This is a genomic window from Sphingomonas sp. AC449, from assembly GCF_979253475.1.
Genome location: NZ_CEEDCZ010000011.1, coordinates 24,725 through 41,750, shown reverse-complemented (window position 1 = coordinate 41,750; position 17,026 = coordinate 24,725). Strand labels below are relative to the sequence as shown.

Genomic DNA, 17,026 nt, shown 5'->3' with positions numbered 1-17,026 from the left:
ACGGGAAGGACCCCTATGACTGCCATCGGCCAGGACACCCTAAAGACCCGCACGAGCCTCTCCACCGGCGGCAAGTCGTATGACTATTACAGCCTCGCCAAGGCGTCGGAACAGCTCGGCGACATCAGCCGCCTGCCCTTCTCGATGAAGGTGCTGCTCGAGAACCTGCTGCGCTTCGAGGACGGCGTCACCGTCACGCGCGACGACATCCAGGCGATCGTCGACTGGCAGAAGGAGCGTCGCAGCGACCGCGAGATCCAGTATCGCCCTGCCCGCGTGCTGATGCAGGATTTCACCGGCGTGCCCTGCGTCGTCGATCTCGCCGCGATGCGCGATGCGATGACCAAGCTCGGCGGCAACCCCGAGAAGATCAACCCGCAGGTTCCCGTCCACCTCGTCATCGATCACTCGGTGATGGTCGACGAGTTCGGCACGCCCAAGGCGTTCGAGGACAACGTCGACCTGGAGTATGAGCGCAACATCGAGCGCTACGAGTTCCTCAAGTGGGGTTCGAAGGCGCTCGACAATTTCCAGGTCGTCCCCCCCGGCACCGGCATCTGCCACCAGGTGAACCTCGAATATATCGGTCAGGCCGTCTGGTCGTCGGCCTCGTCGGGTGACCACGGCGACGGCACGATGATCGCCTATCCGGACACGCTGGTCGGCACCGACAGCCACACGACGATGATCAATGGTCTCGGCGTGCTCGGCTGGGGCGTCGGCGGGATCGAGGCCGAGGCCGCGATGCTCGGTCAGCCCGTGTCGATGCTGATCCCCGAAGTCGTCGGCTTCAAGCTGCTCGGCAAGCTCAACGAGGGCATCACCGCCACCGATCTCGTGCTCACCGTCACGCAGATGCTGCGCGCCAAGGGCGTGGTCGGCCGCTTCGTCGAGTTCTTCGGGCCCGGCCTGTCGTCGATGACGCTCGCCGACCGCGCGACGATCGCCAACATGGCGCCGGAATATGGCGCGACCTGCGGCTTCTTCCCGATCGACGACAAGACACTCGATTACATGCGCCTCACGGCACGTTCCGATGAGAATGTCGAGCTGGTCGAGGCGTACGCCAAGGCCAACGGCTTCTGGCGCGACGAGAACGCAGAAGACCCCGTCTTCACCGACACGCTCGAGCTCGACATGGGTTCGGTCGTCGCATCGCTCGCCGGCCCGAAGCGTCCGCAGGACCGCGTCAGCCTCAACAAGGTCGACGAGGTGTTCAACAGCGACCTCCACAAGCTGTACCACAAGGAGCAGCCCGCCCGCGTCGCGGTCGAGGGTCGTGAGCATGACATCGGCGACGGCGACGTCGTGATCGCCGCGATCACCAGCTGCACCAACACGTCGAACCCGTCGGTGCTCGTCGCCGCCGGTCTCGTCGCCCGCAAGGCGAACGCTCTGGGCCTCAAGTCGAAGCCCTGGGTGAAGACGTCGCTCGCGCCGGGTTCGCAGGTCGTCACCGACTATCTCGACAAGGCCGGCCTCACCGCCGACCTGAACGCGCTCGGCTTCAACCTCGTCGGCTATGGCTGCACGACCTGCATCGGCAATTCTGGCCCGCTGGCGCCGGCGATCTCGTCGGCGATCAACGAGAACGACCTCGTCGCGGCCTCGGTCCTCTCGGGCAACCGCAACTTCGAAGGCCGCGTCTCGCCCGACGTCCGCGCCAACTTCCTCGCATCGCCGCCGCTCGTCGTCGCCTATGCGATCAAGGGCACCGTCACGACCGACATGATCGAGACGCCGCTGGGTCAGGGCACCGACGGCCAGGACGTGTATCTGCGCGACATCTGGCCGACCAACGAGGAAGTCCGCAGCACGATGGACGCCAATATCGACGCGTCGATGTTCGGTGCGCGCTACGGCGACGTCTATGCGGGCGATTCGAAGTGGCGCGGGATCGACGTCACGGGGTCGGACACGTACCAGTGGCGTGCGGGCTCGACCTATGTCGCCAACCCGCCTTACTTCGACGGCCTGTCGATGACCCCCGCCCCCGTGCAGGACATCATCGACGCCAAGCCGCTCGCGATCCTCGGCGATTCGATCACCACCGATCACATCTCGCCCGCAGGCTCGATCAAGGCCGACAGCCCGGCCGGCCGCTTCCTCCAGGAGCATCAGGTCAGCAAGGCCGACTTCAACAGCTATGGCGCACGCCGCGGCAACCATGACGTGATGATGCGCGGCACCTTCGCCAACATCCGCATCAAGAACGAGATGGTCCCCGGCGTCGAGGGCGGCATGTCCAAGTATGACGGTGAGGTCATGGCGATCTACGACGCCGCCATGCGCTTCAAGCAGGACGGCACGCCGCTCGTGATCGTCGCGGGCAAGGAATATGGCACCGGCTCGTCGCGCGACTGGGCGGCCAAGGGCACCAACCTGCTCGGCGTGCGCGCAGTCATCACCGAGAGCTTCGAGCGTATCCACCGCTCGAACCTGGTCGGCATGGGCGTGCTGCCGCTGCAGTTCGCCGAAGGGACCGATCGCAAGACGCTCGGCCTCGACGGGTCGGAGACATTCACGATCCTCGACGTGGCGAGCATCCGTCCGCGTCAGGACGTGACCGTGAAGATGACCCGCGCCGACGGCACGAGCGAGACGTTCCAGACCAAGTGCCGGATCGATACCGTCAACGAGCTGGAATATTTCCTCAACGGCGGCATCCTCCAGTACGTCCTGCGCAAGCTGGCCGCATAAGCGACTGACGTCGTCCCGGAGCGATCCGGGACGACGGCATTGCCTTCAGCTACCCGAACTACCGCCATCCCAGCACTACCGTCATCCCAGCGAAAGCTGGGATATCCCCGTGGAGGCGCATGTCGCCCACCACGAGGGATATCCCGGCCTTCGCTGGGATGACGTGTTTCAGGTCAGGAAGAATGGTGGACGCCGCGTCGCGGTCGCGACCCCGAAAAGGCGGGGCGACCATGACAGTCGCCCCGTAGTTCAGGGAGGGAACCGGGACAGGGGAGGCCCGGTCATGTCGCCGTCCACAGGGGGAAGAGGGAGCGGCGACGCCCCTCCATCGCGCCGATATGTTGCACGAATGTGTCGGCCGCGACGAATGACAATAATTTTACAAAAATTGCCCGCCGAGCCTGTACCCGTCAGGCTGGCGTGCGTCGCGGATGAGGGGCCGATACGTCACCTCCAATACGCCGTCGCGACGGCGTCGCGAGGCTAAAGCGCGCGGCCTGCCACGGCGTCCAGCTTTGCGACGAGTACCGGATCACGCGCATCCCGCGCGGTGATGATCGCGCTGTCGAGACAGGTATCGATCGGCGACGCCTCGCGCTCCGCCGGCAGCGCGCGCAACAGCGCCATCACCATCGCGCGCGCCTTGGCCGCATTCGCCCCGAGCTGCGCGACGACCTGCGCGACATCGACCCCCGCCTCGTCCTCGCGCCAGCTATCATAGTCCGTCACCATGCCGACCAGCGCGTAAGGCAGCTCCGCCTCGCGCGCGAGCTTCGCTTCGGGCATCGCGGTCATGCCGATCACGTCGCACCCCCATTGGCGGTACAGCCGGCTCTCCGCACGCGTCGAGAATTGCGGGCCCTCCATCGCGAGGTAGGTGCCGCGATCATCGACCGCTGCCCCCGCGTCACGCGCGGCGTCGGCGGCGTAGCGGGACAGGCGCAAACACACAGGGTCCGCCATCGACACATGCGCGACCAGTCCGGTCCCGAAGAAGCTCGACGGCCGCCCCTTGGTGCGATCGATAAACTGGTCGACGATCGTGAAGCTGCCGGGCGGGCGGGCCTCGACAAGCGAGCCGACCGAAGACACCGCCAGCACGTCGGTCACGCCGAGGCGCTTGAGCGCATCGATGTTCGCACGGGCGTTCAGGTCCGACGGAGCGATGCGATGCCCGCGTCCATGCCGCGGCAGGAATGCCACCCCGACAGCCCCGACGCGCCCGGTATAGATCGCGTCCGACGGCGCCCCCCAGGGCGTCTCCACCGTCTGCCACCGCCCGTCCTCGATCCCCTCGACCGCATAGAGACCCGAACCGCCGATGACCCCGATCGTCCAGCCGCTCATTCGGCCCCCCTCACTCGGCAAGCGCCCGTGGCCGGGCGTAGACGAAGTAGATCACCAGCCCGAGCAGGTTCCACAGCCCGAAATACAACTGCGTCTTCGACGGCAGGCTGAAGAACAGATACAGGCAGCCGAGAATGCCGACGATGCCCACCAGCGTCGCGGCCGGCGCGCGGAACGTCCGCACCGCATCGGGCGCGCGGCGACGCATCACCAGCATGCACGCACACACCGCGACGAACGCGGCGAGCGTCCCTGCATTCGCAAGCGCGGCGATCTCGGCGAGCGGCAGCAGCCCCGCGATCACCGCGACGATCGCCGCGGTGATCCAGGTGATCCGCACCGGCGCGCCGCGCTTCGACACCTTGGCGAGGCCCAGCGGCAGCAAGCCGTCACGCGCCATCGTGAAGAAGATCCGGCTCTGTCCGAACAAAAAGGCGAGCAGCACGGTCGGCAACGCGATGACCGCCGACGCGCCCAGGAAGGTCGCGAATCCCGGCCGCCCGATCTCGCGCAGGATCAGCGCGAGCGGCTCGGCCGAACCGGCGAACCGCGTGTACGACAGCGCGCCGACGGCGGCGACTGCGACGAGGATGTAGATCGCGATGCACGCCACCATCGACCCGAGGATGCCGATCGCGAGGTCGCGGCCGGGGTTCTTGGTCTCCTCCGCCGCGGTCGAGATCGCGTCGAACCCGTAGAAGGCGAAGAAGATGATCGCCGCCGCCGCCATCACCCCGCGCTCGGCGCCATCGGGCGCGACTGCTTTTGGGAAGCCGTAGGGCATGAACGGATGCAGGTTCGCGGCGTTGAAATAGTGCAGCGCGATGAACACGAAGACGGTGAGCGCGATCATCTTCACGCCGACCAGCACCGCGTTCAGCGTCGCACTCTCGCGCGTCCCGAACGACAGCACGCCCGCGACGACCGCGATGATGACGATCGCCGGCACGTTGAGGATACCGCCGAGTTCGGGGCTGAGCGTCAGCGCCTCGGGAAACCCGAACGCGCCGCGCAGCAACGGCGCGGCATAGCCCGACCAGCCGACCGCGACGGTCGACACCACCAGCGAATATTCAAGAATCAGCGACCAGCCGATCACCCAGGCGATCAGTTCGCCGAGCACGACATAGCTGTATGTGTACGCGCTTCCACTCGCGGGGATCATCGTCGCCATCTCGGCATAAGCGAGCGCGGCGCAGGCACAGATCCCGCCGGCGATGACGAACGACAGGATGACGGCGGGGCCGGCGAGCCCAGCCCCAACGCCGATCAGCGTGAGGATGCCGGTGCCGACGATCCCGCCCACGCCCATTGCGACCAGATGCGGCCACGACAACGTCCGCGCGAGCTGATGCTCGGGCGGCTGCTCGGTGACGATTTTTCGGCGAAACAGACTGGCCACGTAGATCCCCTCGTCAATCTGGACGCGGATCATTCCGTTCGGTCCAGCGCGCCACCCCGGCGCACGGCCGGGGTCCAGTTGGCGCCGCCCTTGTAGCGAGGTCCGTCCCGTCGGCAACCTTTGCCCGGTCGGGCGGCCGCATGACGGTAACGCCCCCAACCCCCTACCGTCATTCCCGCGCAGGCGGGAATCCAGACTGGCTGAGCTCGCGATCGATCACCACAGTCTGCCGCTATGGATCCCCGCCTCCGCGGGGATGACGATCATAGGAGGAGAAACGCCGCCCCCCCGCTCAGACCGTGAAGCTCTCCCCGCACCCGCACGCGCCCTTGGCGTTGGGGTTCTGGAATACGAAGCCTGCGGTAAAGTCGTCCTCGACCCAGTCCATCGTCGACCCGATCAGATACAGGATCGACCCGCCATCGACGAATAGCGTGCCGCCGGGGGTGTCGATCCGTTCGTCGAACGGCTTGGCCTCGCTTACATAATCGACCGAATAGGCAAGCCCCGAACACCCACGCTTGGGCGTCGACAGCTTTACGCCGACCGCATCCCCGGGCGCGCGCGCCATCAGATCGGCGATCCGCGCGTGCGCCGTCGCCGTCAGGTTCAGCGCCGCCGGGCGTGCTCGCAATGTCGTCGCCATGGCTCGTTCCTTCCATCTAAAGCCCCTCCCCTTCAGGGGAGGGGTTGGGGTGGGGCGCCCGACCAGACCGCGCGCGCGGCGGCGAAGGCCCCACCCCCGTCCCCTCCCCTGAAGGGGAGGGGCAAGTCACTACAGCATGCCCAGTTCGAGCTTGGCCTCGTCCGACATCTTCTGCGGATCCCAAGGCGGATCCCAGACGAGGTTCACTTCCGCAAACCCGACGCCCGGCACCGACCCGACCCGCATCTCAACCTCAGCGGGCATCGACTCCGCAACCGGGCAGTTCGGCGTCGTCAGCGTCATCGCCACCACCGCATGACCGTCCTCGGTCACCTCGACGCCGTAGATCAGCCCGAGATCATAGATGTTAACCGGGATCTCGGGATCATAAATCTCCTTCAGCGCATCGATGATCGCATCGTACACCGCGCCACCCGGCTCCCCGGGCGAGTCGACCTGGGGCTTCTGCGCCAGGAACCCGGCGAGATAGTCGCGCTTGCGCTCCGCATCGCCGTCGGTGTCCAGCACGACTCGCGCCTTGGGCGGCGACTGCACCGCCTCGACTTCCTCGATCTCGAACCGATCGCTCATCCAAATATCCTCGTTACTCGCGCGATACCGCGCACCAGCGCATCGACGTCGGCAGGACCGTTGTAGACCCCGAAGCTCGCGCGTGCCGTCGCCTCGACGCCCAGCGCCTCCATGAGCGGCTGTGCGCAGTGATGGCCCGCCCGGATCGCGACGCGCTCTTCGTCCAATATGGTGCCGATGTCGTGCGGATGAACCCCCTCGATCGTGAAGGAGACGATCCCCGCCGAGTCCGCAGGCCCATAGAGCCGCACCGAATTGATCCCCGACAGCGCCTCGCGCGTCGCAGTCACCAGCGCGGTCTCGTGCGCATGGATCGCGCCAAGCCCGATGCTCTCGACATAGTCGATCGCCGCATGCAGCCCGAGCGCACCGACGATATGCGGCGTCCCCGCCTCGAACCGTCCCGGCGCCGGCGCATAGGTGGTCTTGGCGAACGACACCTTGTCGATCATCGACCCGCCACCCTGATAGGGGGGCATCGCCTCGAGCAGCTCGGGCTTCGCCCAAAGCACGCCGATCCCGGTCGGGCCGTAGAGCTTGTGGCCTGAGAACACGTAGAAATCGCAGCCGATCGCAGACACGTCGACCGCGATCCGCGGCACCGATTGGCAGCCGTCGAGCAGGATCTTCGCACCGACCGAATGCGCGATCTCCGTCGCCCGCTTCGCGTCGAGCACCGAGCCGAGCACGTTCGACACATGCCCGAGCGCGACCAGCTTGTGCGCCGGCGTGAGCATCCGCTCCATCGCGTCGAGATCGATGCAATGGTCCGGCGTCAGCGGCAGCACGTCGATCGCGACACCGCGCGCTTCGGCAATCATCTGCCACGGCACGATGTTCGAATGATGTTCGAGCATCGACAGCAGGATGCGGTCGCCCGCCTTCAGCTGCGTGCCCGCCCAGCACGTCGCGACCAAGTTGATCGCCTCGGTCGCGCCGCGGACGAACACGATCTCGTCGGGCGAGCCCGCGCCGATGAACCGCGCGACGGCCTTGCGCGCCTGTTCATAGGCAACCGTCATGTCGGCCGAGCGCTGGTACACGCCGCGGTGCACGGTGGCATAGGTCTCGCCGTACGCGCGCGTGATCGCATCGACCACGGCTTGCGGCTTCTGGGCGGTGGCGGCGGTATCGAGATACGCCCAGCCCTCGGGGATAGCCGGGAAGTCCGACACCCGGTCGAGCGGGCGCGTTTCGAGCGTCAGAGTCACAGCGCCGCCTCCAGCCACGCATCCGCGTCCGCGACGAACGCGTCGCGCACCGTCTCGTCGGCGATCTGCGCGAACGCATCGCCCACGAACGCGCGCGTGAGAAGCGCCTGCGCCTTGGCATGCGGGATGCCGCGGCTCTGCATGTAGAACAGCGCGCGCTGATCGAGCTCGCCGACCGTCGCACCGTGCGCACACTTCACGTCGTCGGCGAAGATCTCGAGCTCGGGCTTCAGGTTGACCGTCGCAGTCCGCTTGAGCAGCAGGCCGCGCAACGACTGAACGCCGTCGGTCTTCTGCGCATCGCGCGCCACCTCGACGCGTGCCGCAAGGCTCGCAGTCGACGTGTCCGCCGCAACCGCGCGCCAGATCTGCTTGCTCTGCCCGTTCAGCGCGGCATGCCGTACGGACAGCGCGCATTCCTGCTTCTGCGCCTTCCGCGTCAACAACGCGCCGCCATATTCGGCAAACGCATTGTCGCCCGACACGGTGATCGCGCCGTCGATCCGCGTGCCTGCATCGCCCGCGCCGAGCACGGTCACGATCAGGCTCGCCTCCGCCCCGACATCCGCCTCGTCGCGCAACGACACGAACCCGCTCGCCTGCAGCAACCGCACCGCGCGCGTCAGCTTCGCACCCGCGCCGAGCGTCATCCGCGTCGACCGGTTCGACCAGCCGGTGCCAACATAGGTTTCGACGACCGACGCCTGCGCACCACCCGCCAGCACGATCTCGGCGGGAAGCTGGTTGTCGCCGCCCGTCGAGATATGGACGATCTGGATCAGCTCGGCCGAAACGTTCGCGTCGACGCGCAAAGACCAGCCATGACCGGTCGTGCGACGGCCGAGCACATGCTCGCCACCTTCGAGGGGCGCGATCGCGACATGGCGCAGATCGCTCCGCCCCGCATCGAGCACGCCATCGACGAACACCGCGCGCGCGCCCTCCAGATCGAGGAACCACGCCCCCGCGAGCGCCTCGCCGCGCGGCATGCCGGCCGCCGCGGCGATCGCCGCCGGATCACCCCAGCGCCACGATTCCTCGCGCGTCGAGGGAAGGTCGAGCAGCATCGTCACGCGGCGATCCCCACATAGCCTTCGCTCTCGAGCTGCTGCGCCAGTTCCTTGCCGCCCGACCGGACGATGCGGCCGTCGGCGAGGACGTGGACGAAGTCCGGCTCCACATAATCGAGCAGCCGCTGGTAATGCGTGATCAGCAGCACCACCTTGTCGGGCGCGCGCATGATGCGGTTGATGCCGTCGCCGACGACGCGCAGCGCGTCGATGTCGAGGCCGGAATCGGTCTCGTCGAGGATCGCGAACTTCGGGTTGACGATGCCCATCTGCACCATCTCGTTGCGCTTCTTCTCGCCGCCCGAAAAGCCGACATTCACCGGCCGCTTGAGCATGTCGTAGTCCATGCCGAGCAGATCCGCCTGTCCGCGCGCGAGCTTCAGGAACTCGCCGCCGGACAACGCCTTCTCGTCGCGCGTCGCACGCTGGGCGTTCAAGGCCTCGCGCAGGAACTGGACGTTCGATACGCCGGGGATCTCGACCGGATACTGGAAGCCGAGGAACACGCCCGCCGCGGCGCGCTCATGTGCCTCGAGCTCGAGCAGGTCGACGCCGTCGAACGTCACCGAGCCCGACGTGACCTCGTACCCAGGCCGCCCGCCGAGCACATAGCCCAGCGTCGACTTGCCCGCGCCGTTCGGCCCCATGATCGCGTGCACCTCGCCCGCATTCACTTCGAGCGAGAGCCCCTTGAGGATTTCCTTGCCGTCGATCTCGGCATGAAGGTTTTCAATTTTCAGCATCGAATTCTGCCCAATTCCAAATCTCTAAATTTCCGCGGCGCGTCCTGCGCCAGCGCTGTCCCGTCATGCCCGCGCCAGCGGGATGACGGGCGGGGATCACCCCACAGAGCCTTCGAGCGAAATCCCCAAGAGCTTCTGCGCCTCGACCGCGAACTCCATCGGCAGCTGCTGCAGCACCTCGCGCGCGAAGCCGTTGACGATCAGCGCCACCGCCGCCTCCGCGTCCAGCCCGCGCGACATCGCGTAGAACAGCTGGTCCTCGGAGATCTTCGACGTCGTCGCCTCATGCTCGATCTGCGCGGACGGGTTGCGGACCTCGATATACGGCACGGTATGCGCGCCGCACTGGTCGCCGAGCAGCAGGCTGTCGCACTGGGTGAAGTTGCGCACGCCCTCCGCGGTCGGCGCGACGCGCACCAGCCCGCGATAGGTGTTGTCCGACCGCCCCGCCGAAATCCCCTTCGATACGATCGTCGAACGCGTGTTCTTGCCGAGGTGGATCATCTTCGTGCCGGTATCGGCCTGCTGGCGATTGTTCGTCACCGCGACCGAATAGAATTCGCCGACCGAGCCATCCCCCGCCAGCACGCACGACGGATATTTCCACGTGATCGCACTGCCCGTTTCGACCTGCGTCCAGCTGACCTTCGAATTCTTGCCCTGGCACAGCGCACGCTTGGTGACGAAATTGTAGATCCCGCCGACGCCGTTCTCGTCGCCCGGATACCAGTTCTGCACGGTCGAATATTTGATCTCGGCATCGTCGAGCACGACGAGCTCGACGACCGCCGCATGCAGCTGGTTCTCGTCGCGCATCGGCGCGGTGCAGCCTTCGAGATAGGAGACGTACGAGCCCTTGTCGGCGACGATCAGCGTGCGCTCGAACTGCCCGGTATTCTCGGCGTTGATCCGGAAATAGGTCGACAGCTCCATCGGGCAACGCACGCCCTCGGGGATGTAGACGAACGTGCCGTCGGAGAAGACCGCCGAGTTCAGCGTCGCGAAGTAATTGTCACGCTGCGGCACGACCTTGCCGAGCCATTTCCGCACGAGATCGGGATATTCCTTGATCGCCTCGGAGATCGACCGGAAGATCACGCCCGCGGCCTCGAGCTCCTTGCGGAACGTCGTCGCGACCGACACGCTGTCGAACACCGCATCGACCGCGACGCGACGCTTCGGCGTACCGTCCTCGTTCAGCGGATCCTCGACCACGCCGGCCAGCATCTTCTGCTCGCCGATCGGGATGCCGAGCTTTTCGTAGACGCGCAGGATTTCGGGATCGACCTCGTCTAGGCTCCCCAGCTTCGGCTTCGCCTTGGGCTCCGCGTAGTAATAGGCATCCTGGTAATCGATCGGGGGCACGTTGAGCTTCGACCAGTCGGGCGCCTCCATCGTCTGCCACAAGGCGAACGCCTTCAGCCGCCAGTCGAGCATCCACTGCGGCTCGCCCTTCTTGGCGGAAATGAAGCGCACCGTGTCTTCCGACAGACCCTTGGGTGCGAATTCCTGTTCGATGTCCGAGGAGAAGCCCCACTCGTACGTCTTGTTCGCGGCGGCATAGGCCTCTGCGTTCCGGGTAGCCATCATTCCATCTCCGCCGCAACGCGGCTCTCTAAAAACTCTACGATCTCTGCGTCTCTGCGCGAATACGAGATTGTGCGCGCGGAGGCGCAGAGATCGCGGAGAAAGGGGTAAGTCGCTGCACGCGTCATGCGGGCACCGGCGAATTCGGGACTTGCAAAAGACTGGCGAGCGTCACGCCGGCGAGCGCGCCGCGGACCGCGCCGTTGACCGCGTTCCAGTGCGGCTTCACCTTGCACGTCTGGTCGATGCAGCAATCCTGCGCCGCACCGTCGACGCACGCGGTCAGCGCGATCGGGCCCTCGACCGCCTCGATGATGTCGGCCAGCGAGATCGACGCAGGCGGCCGCGACAGGCGAAACCCGCCGCCCGTCCCCCGCGTGCTCTCGATCAGACCCGCGGCCGACAAGCGGCTGACCAGCTTCTGCACCGTCGGCAACGGCACGCCGGTCTCCTCGCTCAGCAGCGTCGCGTTCAGCCGCGCGATACCGCCACAATGACGCGCCGCGGCGCTCATCATCACGACCGCATAGTCGGCTAGGCTGGAAAGACGCATGGTGGCTTGTGAGTCCAATCGGACCGATATGATCCGATTGACAAATGGGCTTTGCGGGCGGCAGCGTCAACCCGTCCGGCAGTGCTAACGACTCGCAACTGAGCATGCCCTTTCGACTCCAAAATCCACCGTCACCCCAGCGTGCGCTGGGGTGACGGCGTGTGGCGGACACCGGAATGCGGCATAGCCAAGGCTGCACCTTGACGCTCCCCCGCCGGGACGCGAGGACGGGGCATGGCCTTCTACCACCCGCTTCTCTTCCGCCTCGACGCCGAACGCGCGCATGGCCTGACGATCGCCGCGCTCGCCGCCTGGGGGAAGGCCGGCACGCCGCTCGCGCGCAGCGTCCCGCGGCTTGCAACGACGGTGGCGGGGATCGCCTTTCCCAACCCGGTCGGCCTCGCCGCGGGCGTCGACAAGGACGGCCGCGCGATCGACGGGTTCTTCGGGCTCGGGCTCGGCAGCGTCGAGATCGGCACGCTCACCCCCCTGCCCCAGCCGGGCAATCCGAAGCCGCGCATCTTCCGCCTCCCCGAAGACCGCGCGGTCATCAACCGCCTCGGCTTCAACAATGGCGGCCTCGACGCGGCGCTCGACCGGGCGAAGACGCATGCACGCGGCAAGGGCGTGCTCGGCATCAACGTCGGCGCGAACAAGGACGCGACCGATCGCACCGCGGATTACGTCCACGGCGTCACCCGCGCCGCGCCGCACGCCGATTACATCACGATCAACATCAGCTCGCCCAACACGCCCGGCCTGCGCGATCTGCAGCACGGCGCGGCGTTGCGCGACCTGCTCGCCGCCTGCACCGCCGCCAAGGGGACCACGCCGATCTTCCTCAAGGTCGCGCCCGATCTCGAGCCCGCCGACATCGACGACATCGCCCGCGCCGCGATCGACAACCGGATCGACGCGCTGATCGTCAACAACACGACGATCGGTCGCCCCAGCCTGCGCTCGGCGAACGCGACAGAAACCGGCGGCCTGTCGGGCGCCCCGCTCGCCCCGCTAGCGCGCCGGCGCCTGGTGGACTTCCGCACGGCGACCGGCGCGGCGATCCCGCTGATCTCGGTCGGCGGTATCGGCAGCGGTGCGGAGGCCTATGCCCGCCTCCGCGCAGGGGCGAGCCTCGTCCAGCTCTACACAGCCCTGGTGTACGAAGGCCCCGGCCTCCCCGCACGGATGCTGCGCGAGCTCGAGGCGCTGCTGACGCGCGACGGCTTCGCCACGATCGCAGACGCGATCGGCGTCGACGCCCGCTGACACATTTCGTCATCCAGCGAAAGCTGGGATCCAGAGCCACACACGGTGATCTTCGTGGCTCTGGATCCTGGGTCGAGCCCAGGATGACGGTGAGATTGCGGCGGACGCCTTGCCACCCACCCGATCCGCGCTAGGTTCGCGCGCGATGAAGACTCCCCTACTCGCGCTCGCCCTCCTCCTCCCCACCGCCACCGCCGAAGCCCGCCAGACCGCCCCCGCCCCCGGCCCCACTCCGGCGAAGGACCAGGGCATGGTCAGCGCCGCCGACCCGCGCGCCGCCGCGGCAGGCGCCGAGATCCTGCGCGCGGGCGGCAGCGCGACCGACGCGGCGATCGCGACGATGCTCGCGCTCAACGTCGTCGAACCGCAAAGCTCCGGCATCGGCGGCGGCAGCTTCTGGGTCAGCCACGCGGCGAACGGCGCGATCAGCACGATCGACGCGCGTGAAAAGGCGCCCGCCGCCGCCGATCCGCGCTGGTTCTACGCTCCCGACGGCACCCCGCTCAGCCACCGCGACGCGGTTCCAGGCGGCCGCAGCGTCGGCGTCCCCGGTGCGCTGCGCGGCATGGCGCTCGCGCACCGTGCGTCGGGCAAGCTCCCCTGGGCGCGGCTGTTCGACCCCGCGATCCGGCTCGCGACCAACGGCTTCAAGGCGTCGCCGCGCCTCGTCAACGGGATGAAGGCGTATGGCGGCCACATCACGCCTGAAACGCGTACGCTCTTCTCCGCCCCCGACGGATCGCCCGTCGCGATCGGCGCGATGATCAGGAACCCCGCCCAGGCCGCCTTGCTCCTGCGGATCGCTGCGCGCGGCGCCGACAGCTTCTATGTCGGACCCGAGGCGCAGAAGATCGTCACCACGGTCAATGGCGCCGCGCGCAACCCGTCGAAGATGACGACCGGCGACCTCGCCAGCTACGACGCGAAGACCCGCCCGCCGGTCTGCATCACCTACCGCGTCCACCGCATCTGCGGCATGGGCCCGCCCTCCTCGGGGGGCATCACCGTGCTGATGATCCTGAAACAGCTCGAACGCTTCGACATGGCCAAGCTCGGCAAGGACAGTCCGCAGGCGTGGCATGTGTTCGCCGAGAGCTCGCGGCTCGCCTATGCGGACCGCGACCTGTACGTCGGCGATCCCGATTTCGTCTCGGTGCCGGTCAAGGGCATGCTCGACCCCGCCTATCTCGCGTCGCGGTCGGCGCTGATCCAGCCGACCACTACGATGCCGAGCGTCAGCGCCGGCTCGCCCCCCGGCGCCCCCGCGCGGCAGTCCGCACCCGTCAGCGAGGTCGCCGGCACCACCGACCTCGCGGTCGCCGATGCGCGCGGCAACGTCGTCGAGGTGACGACCACGGTCGAGGGTTATTTCGGCTCGGGGCTGAGCGTCGACGGGACCGTGCTCAACAACCAGCTCACCGACTTCGACACCGTTCCCGACAAGGACGGCTATCTCGTCGCCAACCGCGTCGAGGGCGGCAAGCGGCCGCGCAGCTCGATGTCGCCGACGATCGTCTACGGCCCCGACGGCAAGGTCCGCCTCGCGGTCGGCGCGGCGGGCGGCTCGACGATCATCGCGCAGGTCGCGAAAGCGATCATCGGCGTCGTCGACTGGAAGCTGTCTGCGCAGGATTCGATCGCGCTCGGGCTGATCTACGCGCCCGGCCATGTCGCCGCGGTCGAGAAGGGCACCGAGCGCGAGGCGATGGTCCCCGCGCTCGAGGCCCTCGGCGAGACGGTGCAGGTTACCGCGCTCGGCCTCAAGGCCAACGCAGTCGAGCGCGTGGGCGGTCGCTGGGTCGGCGCGGCGGATCCGCGCAGCGAAGGCGTCGCGATCGCGCAGGACGGCACGGTGACACAGATCCAGCGCGTCGGTGCACTGCAACGCGCGCCGGAATGAGCGTTTAAACCATCGTCATCCCGGGCTCGACCCGGGATCCAGAGCCAAAGGCGACGCCGGTCGCGGCTCTGGATCCCAGCTTTCGCTGGGATGACGAATATTGTTATACTGCCCGTGCTTTGAAGCATGCCGCAGTGTCGAATATCGAGCAGCAAGAGCGCCCCAGGAGAGACCATGCCCCGCCAGCTCGAACGATTCCCGAACCTCGTCACGATGTTCTTCACGCGTGCCGCCGAGCGGGGTGACGCCCCGTTCCTCTGGACCAAGCAGAGCGGGACGTGGGTCGCAACCAGCTGGGCGGACGCCGCGAGACAGGTGGCGAGCCTCGCCACCGCACTGACCGCGATCGGGCTGAAGCCCGGCGACCGGGTAATGCTGGTCGCCGAGAATCGCCCCGAATGGTGCCTCAGCGATCTCGCGATCATGGCGGCGGGCTGCGTGACGGTGCCGACCTATGTCACCAACACCGAACGCGATCACCTCCACATCATCGAGAATGCGGGCGCCTGCGCGATCATCGTCTCGACCGCCAAGCTCGCCAAAACGGTGCTCCCCGCCGTCCTTCGCTCGAACCAGGCGCAGATCGTGATCGGGCTCGAGGACATGCGCGTCCCCGCCTCGATCGATTTCCACAACTGGCATGCGCTGATCGCCGCGCATCCGACCACGCCCGAGGCCGCGGCGGCGCGCGCGACCTTCACCCGCGACGATCTCGCCTGCATCATCTACACCTCGGGCACCGGCGGCGCCCCGCGCGGCGTGATGCAGCATCACGGCGCGATCCTCCACAATTGCGCCGGGTGCGCCACGGTGATCTCGGAGGATTTCGGCTGGGACGACGAGGTCTTCCTCTCGTTCCTGCCGCTCAGCCACGCCTACGAACACACCGGCGGCCAGCATTTCCCGATCTCGCTCGGCGGCCAGATCTATTATGCCGAGGGCCTCGAAAAGCTCGCCGCGAACATCGAGGAAACGCGCCCGACGATCATGTTCGTCGTCCCCCGCCTGTTCGAGGTGTTGCGCACGCGCATCTCGAAGACGATCGAGAAACAGGGCGGCGCGTCGGCCTATCTGCTCGCCCGCGCGCTCGACATCGGCGCCAGGCGCTATGCGGGCAAGCTCCGCCTGATCGACAGGCCGGCGCAGGCCGCGGTCGCGACCTTGTTCAAGCCGAAGATTTCGAAGAAGTTCGGCGGCCGGCTGAAGGCGATGATCTCGGGCGGCGCGCCGCTCAACCCCGAGGTCGGGCTGTTCTTCGAATCGATCGGCCTCACCTTCCTCCAGGGCTATGGCCAGACCGAGGCCGCGCCCGTCATCTCGTGCAACCGCCCGCAAGCGGGCGTGCGGATGGACTCGGTCGGCCCGCCGCTCAAGGATACCGAGGTGCGGATCGCCGAGGACGGCGAGATCCTAGTGCGCGGCGAGCTCGTCATGCACGGCTATTGGCGCAACGACGCCGACACCGCGAAGGTGCTCAAGGACGGCTGGCTGCACACCGGCGACGTCGGCGAGATCGACGACAAGGGTCGCATCCGCATCACCGATCGCAAGAAGGACCTGATCATCAACGACAAGGGCGAGAATGTCGCCCCGCAGAAGATCGAGGGTATGCTCACGCTCCAGCCCGAGATCGTCCAGGCGATGATCGCGGGCGACAAGCGCCCGTACATGGTCGCGCTGGTCGTCGCCGATCCCGAATGGACGCAGCAATGGTGTGCGGCGAATGGTGACGTCTGCAGCTTCGGAAAACTCGCCGAGAACAGCGAATATCGCACCGCGATCGGTCATGCGATCGAGCGCGTGAACAAGGATCTGACGGTGACCGAACGCGTCCGGCGCTTCGTCCTGGCGGACGGGCCGTTCGCGATCGAGAACGAACAACTGACGCCGAGCCTGAAGATCCGGCGTCACGTCATTCGGCAGGCCTATGGCGAACGGCTCGACGCGCTTTACAAAAGCTGATCGTACCGCGCCCGGTGACGGGGGACCCGCCGGCGGCGGGCCCCCGCT

General features: G+C 67.2%; 13 protein-coding genes. 4 read left to right on the top strand and 9 right to left on the bottom strand.

Annotated elements, in window-relative coordinates:
- Positions 1-15 precede the first annotated feature (15 nt).
- On the top strand, positions 16-2,700 hold the full coding sequence (acnA, locus tag AC0CH3_RS15435) for an aconitate hydratase AcnA (protein WP_354303093.1): 2,685 nt from the start codon (positions 16-18) through the stop codon (positions 2,698-2,700).
- 483 nt (positions 2,701-3,183) lie between these two features.
- Here acnA and mtnP read toward each other — a convergent pair whose 3' ends face one another.
- From mtnP to AC0CH3_RS15390, 9 genes are all read right to left on the bottom strand, one after another.
- A complete protein-coding gene (gene mtnP, locus AC0CH3_RS15430; protein WP_354303095.1) occupies positions 3,184-4,047 on the bottom strand; it encodes an S-methyl-5'-thioadenosine phosphorylase in 864 nt (287 codons plus the stop codon).
- A gap of 10 nt (positions 4,048-4,057) precedes the next feature.
- The gene (locus AC0CH3_RS15425; protein ID WP_354303097.1) at positions 4,058-5,449 is read right to left on the bottom strand and encodes an amino acid permease; all 1,392 of its coding nucleotides are present in this window, start codon (positions 5,447-5,449) and stop codon (positions 4,058-4,060) included.
- 292 nt (positions 5,450-5,741) lie between these two features.
- On the bottom strand, positions 5,742-6,095 hold the full coding sequence (locus AC0CH3_RS15420) for a HesB/IscA family protein (protein WP_056020509.1): 354 nt from the start codon (positions 6,093-6,095) through the stop codon (positions 5,742-5,744).
- Between the two features lie 129 nt (positions 6,096-6,224).
- The gene (locus tag AC0CH3_RS15415; RefSeq protein WP_055878177.1) at positions 6,225-6,686 is read right to left on the bottom strand and encodes an SUF system Fe-S cluster assembly protein; all 462 of its coding nucleotides are present in this window, start codon (positions 6,684-6,686) and stop codon (positions 6,225-6,227) included.
- Positions 6,683-7,891 carry a cysteine desulfurase gene (locus tag AC0CH3_RS15410; RefSeq protein ID WP_457325973.1) on the bottom strand — a complete coding sequence of 403 codons (1,209 nt, stop codon included), beginning with the start codon at positions 7,889-7,891 and terminating at the stop codon, positions 6,683-6,685. The genes AC0CH3_RS15415 and AC0CH3_RS15410 overlap by 4 nt, the downstream gene beginning before the upstream one ends.
- A 2-nt stretch (positions 7,892-7,893) precedes the next feature.
- The gene (locus AC0CH3_RS15405) at positions 7,894-8,964 is read right to left on the bottom strand and encodes a SufD family Fe-S cluster assembly protein (protein WP_354303565.1); all 1,071 of its coding nucleotides are present in this window, start codon (positions 8,962-8,964) and stop codon (positions 7,894-7,896) included.
- 2 nt (positions 8,965-8,966) lie between these two features.
- Entirely contained in the window at positions 8,967-9,710 is a 744-nt protein-coding gene (gene sufC / locus AC0CH3_RS15400; protein WP_354303101.1) for a Fe-S cluster assembly ATPase SufC, read from the bottom strand.
- A 96-nt stretch (positions 9,711-9,806) separates the two neighbouring features.
- On the bottom strand, positions 9,807-11,297 hold the full coding sequence (gene sufB, locus AC0CH3_RS15395) for a Fe-S cluster assembly protein SufB (protein ID WP_056020496.1): 1,491 nt from the start codon (positions 11,295-11,297) through the stop codon (positions 9,807-9,809).
- A 124-nt stretch (positions 11,298-11,421) separates the two neighbouring features.
- Positions 11,422-11,850 carry an SUF system Fe-S cluster assembly regulator gene (locus AC0CH3_RS15390; RefSeq protein WP_031441060.1) on the bottom strand — a complete coding sequence of 143 codons (429 nt, stop codon included), beginning with the start codon at positions 11,848-11,850 and terminating at the stop codon, positions 11,422-11,424.
- Positions 11,851-12,084: 234 nt separating this feature from the next.
- Between AC0CH3_RS15390 and AC0CH3_RS15385 the strand changes: the two genes are divergently transcribed.
- The 3 genes from AC0CH3_RS15385 (at position 12,085) to AC0CH3_RS15375 (ending at position 16,978) form a co-directional block, all read left to right on the top strand.
- On the top strand, positions 12,085-13,116 hold the full coding sequence (locus tag AC0CH3_RS15385) for a quinone-dependent dihydroorotate dehydrogenase (RefSeq protein ID WP_354303103.1): 1,032 nt from the start codon (positions 12,085-12,087) through the stop codon (positions 13,114-13,116).
- Positions 13,117-13,261: 145 nt separating this feature from the next.
- Positions 13,262-15,016, top strand: a complete 1,755-nt coding sequence (gene ggt, locus AC0CH3_RS15380; protein ID WP_354303105.1) for a gamma-glutamyltransferase — start codon at positions 13,262-13,264, stop codon at positions 15,014-15,016.
- A gap of 174 nt (positions 15,017-15,190) precedes the next feature.
- Positions 15,191-16,978, top strand: coding sequence for an AMP-dependent synthetase/ligase (locus AC0CH3_RS15375; protein ID WP_465238039.1), 1,788 nt, complete (start codon positions 15,191-15,193; stop codon positions 16,976-16,978).
- Positions 16,979-17,026: the final 48 nt, after the last annotated feature.

What these genes read in the sequence shown, in the direction of transcription:
- acnA (WP_354303093.1), top strand. Translation starts at nt 16, where the DNA reads ATGACTGCCATCGGCCAGGACACCCTAAAGACCCGCACGAGCCTCTCC.
- mtnP (WP_354303095.1), bottom strand. Translation starts at nt 4,047, where the DNA reads ATGAGCGGCTGGACGATCGGGGTCATCGGCGGTTCGGGTCTCTATGCG.
- AC0CH3_RS15420 (WP_056020509.1), bottom strand. Translation starts at nt 6,095, where the DNA reads ATGGCGACGACATTGCGAGCACGCCCGGCGGCGCTGAACCTGACGGCG.
- AC0CH3_RS15415 (WP_055878177.1), bottom strand. Translation starts at nt 6,686, where the DNA reads ATGAGCGATCGGTTCGAGATCGAGGAAGTCGAGGCGGTGCAGTCGCCG.
- AC0CH3_RS15405 (WP_354303565.1), bottom strand. Translation starts at nt 8,964, where the DNA reads ATGCTGCTCGACCTTCCCTCGACGCGCGAGGAATCGTGGCGCTGGGGT.
- sufC (WP_354303101.1), bottom strand. Translation starts at nt 9,710, where the DNA reads ATGCTGAAAATTGAAAACCTTCATGCCGAGATCGACGGCAAGGAAATC.
- sufB (WP_056020496.1), bottom strand. Translation starts at nt 11,297, where the DNA reads ATGGCTACCCGGAACGCAGAGGCCTATGCCGCCGCGAACAAGACGTAC.
- AC0CH3_RS15390 (WP_031441060.1), bottom strand. Translation starts at nt 11,850, where the DNA reads ATGCGTCTTTCCAGCCTAGCCGACTATGCGGTCGTGATGATGAGCGCC.
- AC0CH3_RS15385 (WP_354303103.1), top strand. Translation starts at nt 12,085, where the DNA reads ATGGCCTTCTACCACCCGCTTCTCTTCCGCCTCGACGCCGAACGCGCG.
- ggt (WP_354303105.1), top strand. Translation starts at nt 13,262, where the DNA reads ATGAAGACTCCCCTACTCGCGCTCGCCCTCCTCCTCCCCACCGCCACC.
- AC0CH3_RS15375 (WP_465238039.1), top strand. Translation starts at nt 15,191, where the DNA reads ATGCCCCGCCAGCTCGAACGATTCCCGAACCTCGTCACGATGTTCTTC.